The organism is Gallicola sp. Sow4_E12 (assembly GCF_052116305.1).
GTDB lineage: Bacteria > Bacillota > Clostridia > Tissierellales > Peptoniphilaceae > JBQKLI01.
The window spans coordinates 1-2,670 of record NZ_JBQKLI010000039.1; the positions used below are offsets into that span (position 1 = coordinate 1).

Below are 2,670 nucleotides of genomic sequence, written 5' to 3' on the forward strand. Positions count from 1 at the left end.
TTCATGTCCTGTAATCACCTCCGTGACTACATTTTAACAAAGTACTTACCTATGTTCTGACACAAACACTTACCTATGTTGTGGTATTAAAGGCTTACCTATGTTCTGACATCGGACAAGATAGCACCTTTGGTGCTATCTTTTTTCGTACTATAAAAAAAGCAATCATTCGCTTCGCGAATGATTGCTTTCCTTCCCTATAACCTATTCCCTACAAGCTACTCCCTACTATTTCCCTATCTCTTCTCCTACAATCTTATTTACTGTCTTGCCGTCGGTTTTGCCTTGATGGCGGGATAGCATTTCTTTGATTAATAGTCCTTTGCTCTTAGGTTCAGGCTGGATGTTTAGTTCTTCCATTAGTTTTACAACTTCTGCCCTTACTTCTTCTTCCGTCATTTGAGCTGGGAGATATTCTTCGATAATATCGATCTTAGCCTGAGCTTCTGCTCTCATTTCTGTACGATCTTCCGGGATAGAATCTAAAGCGTCCCTTGTCTGTTTTAATTCTTTTTGAACATACTCTAATGACTCTTCATTGGACAATTCTCTTTTTTGTTCCTTCTCTGCCAAGGCGATATTCGACATAATAAGGCTGATAACACCTGTTCGAACTTTGTCCTTATTTTTCATAGACTGCATTTTGTCTTTACGTAATTGATCTAAAAAACTCATAATTTCCTCCTTCTATTAACCGAAGAGAACATGGAAATAAAACTGTGCATTAAAGGCTGCAACAGCCCAATAAGAACACAACAATCCAATGCCCACCCCTATTACAACATCGCTTAGCCAGTGTACACCAAGTGTTATTCTAGATAAAGCGATTAATAAACCTAATATAACCGCAATTATAACTGCGATGGGAAGCATCGCATAATTATGGAAAAGCACATAGCTCACCGTCACATAAAAGCCCATCCCTGTTGCCGCATGGCCGCTGGGATAAGAATAACCGAAGTGATTGATACTCTCGATCTTTGTAGGGCGAAGACGCCTGAACACAAGTTTCAACCCATGGCTGATTATAATCGATCCTAAAGCACCAATAAGCATCGTCGACAGCGTTATATATTCCTTTTCAAAGACCAAAAAGAATAAAATAGGCATCGCAATAATAAAAATTGTCTCCACATTGGCAAGCCTTGTAATCTTCGACATCACATTTGTAAAATTAATGGAATTATTTTCCAAGAAATAATTTCGTATCTGAATATCCTGCTGCGTTCCCGATTTTCCCGCCAAATGAATCCCTACATAGACGGTAATGAAGGCAAATACAATAGTGACTCCTGCCATAAAATAATTTATTTCCATAATAACCTCTGCTCGCAAATTTAAAAGAATCTTTCTTTTAAATTATATTATATCACTATTAAACGCCTTTCCCAAACTGGCAGTTCGGATAATGGCAGACTTCGCAATTCAAGCACAAACCTCCGTATCCCAAACAAGCGATTAAGTCCTTTGTAACAGGCACCCCTGCCACAACATAGGGATAAATAATATCAAACACCGTCACTTTAGAATACATCACACAGCCCGGAAGACCCATAATCGCTGTACCATCTTCAAAATAGCCTATTAAAAACATTGCACCAGGAAGCACCGGCGTTCCGTAATTTACGATCTCTGCACCGCTGGCTTTAATGGCAGCAGGAGTTAGATCATCCGGATCTACGCTCATTCCCCCAGTACAAAGGATAATATCCGCACCCTTTTCCTTTGTTCTAAGGATCGCCTCTTTGATCATCTGGGTATCATCATCACAGATCTCGTGGTGGATATACTCTACGCCGTACTGCTTGAATTTCTCTTCGATAACAGGAGTAAAGGTATCTTGGATACGTCCATGATAAACTTCGCTTCCTGTTGTCACGATCCCGCCCTTTAACTTTCGAAAAGGAGTCAGCTTTAAAATAGGCTCCCTTCCGCCGATTTCTCTTGCTAAATCCATCCTTTCCCTTTCGATAAATAAAGGAACGATTCTCATCCCTGCTAACTTGTCTCCTTTTTTAACAGGTAAATTCCCCATACGGGTTGCAATCATCATGTCTCCTAGGGCATTGATCTTTTTCAGTTTTTCAACATCTACTTGAAAGAAACCGTTTCTGTCGGCTATAACTTCGATTTTTCCTTCTTTGATATCTGAAAGAGTCATCCCTTCGTTGATCGCAATTTCCGATAAAATCATAGCCCCTTCATCTTCGTGAATGGATTGATCCGTCGTTTCCAAAACATAAATATGCTCTTTTCCCATATCCAATAAAGCCTGAACATCCTCTTCTTGAATAATATGACCCTTCTTAAAAGCGACTCCTTTAGATACCCCTTTTATAATTCTCGTCATATCATGAGGCAAAACATGACCTACAGCTTCCTCTGTTCTAATCTTCTTCATCTATATCCCCCTGCGTGTTGTTTTAGTTTATACATCGATGATAACATTATACTTTAAAAAACAGAATGCGTAAAGAATACTAGAAAAAGTCTGATTATCTGAAAGAGGGGAGCAAAAAAAAAGAAAGAGTGATAGTGTGGAGAGTGAAGAGGGGAGTTGTATAGTGACCCCCAAAAGTTGGACTTGGTTTTCGAAAACAATTAAATTAGTTTGCTGCTATTTTATTTAACTCCTTTCTGGTTTTGGCTGTCAAGAGCAGAAGCGTAGCG

The 2,670-nt window shown here is 39.3% G+C and carries 3 protein-coding genes; all 3 read right to left on the reverse strand.

Annotation, left to right across the window (positions count from 1 at the left end; translation table 11 throughout):
• Positions 1–228: 228 nt before the first annotated feature.
• Genes ACTQ46_RS11000 through ACTQ46_RS11010 form a run of 3 tightly spaced genes read right to left on the reverse strand, consistent with a single transcriptional unit; the run spans position 229 to position 2,401 of the window.
• On the reverse strand, positions 229–675 hold the full coding sequence (locus ACTQ46_RS11000) for a GatB/YqeY domain-containing protein (protein ID WP_441749864.1): 447 nt from the start codon (positions 673–675) through the stop codon (positions 229–231).
• 15 nt (positions 676–690) lie between these two features.
• Entirely contained in the window at positions 691–1,317 is a 627-nt protein-coding gene (locus ACTQ46_RS11005) for a phosphatase PAP2 family protein (RefSeq protein ID WP_441749866.1), read from the reverse strand.
• Positions 1,318–1,375: 58 nt separating this feature from the next.
• Positions 1,376–2,401, reverse strand: a complete 1,026-nt coding sequence (locus tag ACTQ46_RS11010) for a molybdopterin-binding protein (RefSeq protein ID WP_441749868.1) — start codon at positions 2,399–2,401, stop codon at positions 1,376–1,378.
• Positions 2,402–2,670: the final 269 nt, after the last annotated feature.

What these genes read in the sequence shown, in the direction of transcription:
- ACTQ46_RS11000 (WP_441749864.1), bottom strand. Translation starts at nt 675, where the DNA reads ATGAGTTTTTTAGATCAATTACGTAAAGACAAAATGCAGTCTATGAAA.
- ACTQ46_RS11005 (WP_441749866.1), bottom strand. Translation starts at nt 1,317, where the DNA reads ATGGAAATAAATTATTTTATGGCAGGAGTCACTATTGTATTTGCCTTC.
- ACTQ46_RS11010 (WP_441749868.1), bottom strand. Translation starts at nt 2,401, where the DNA reads ATGAAGAAGATTAGAACAGAGGAAGCTGTAGGTCATGTTTTGCCTCAT.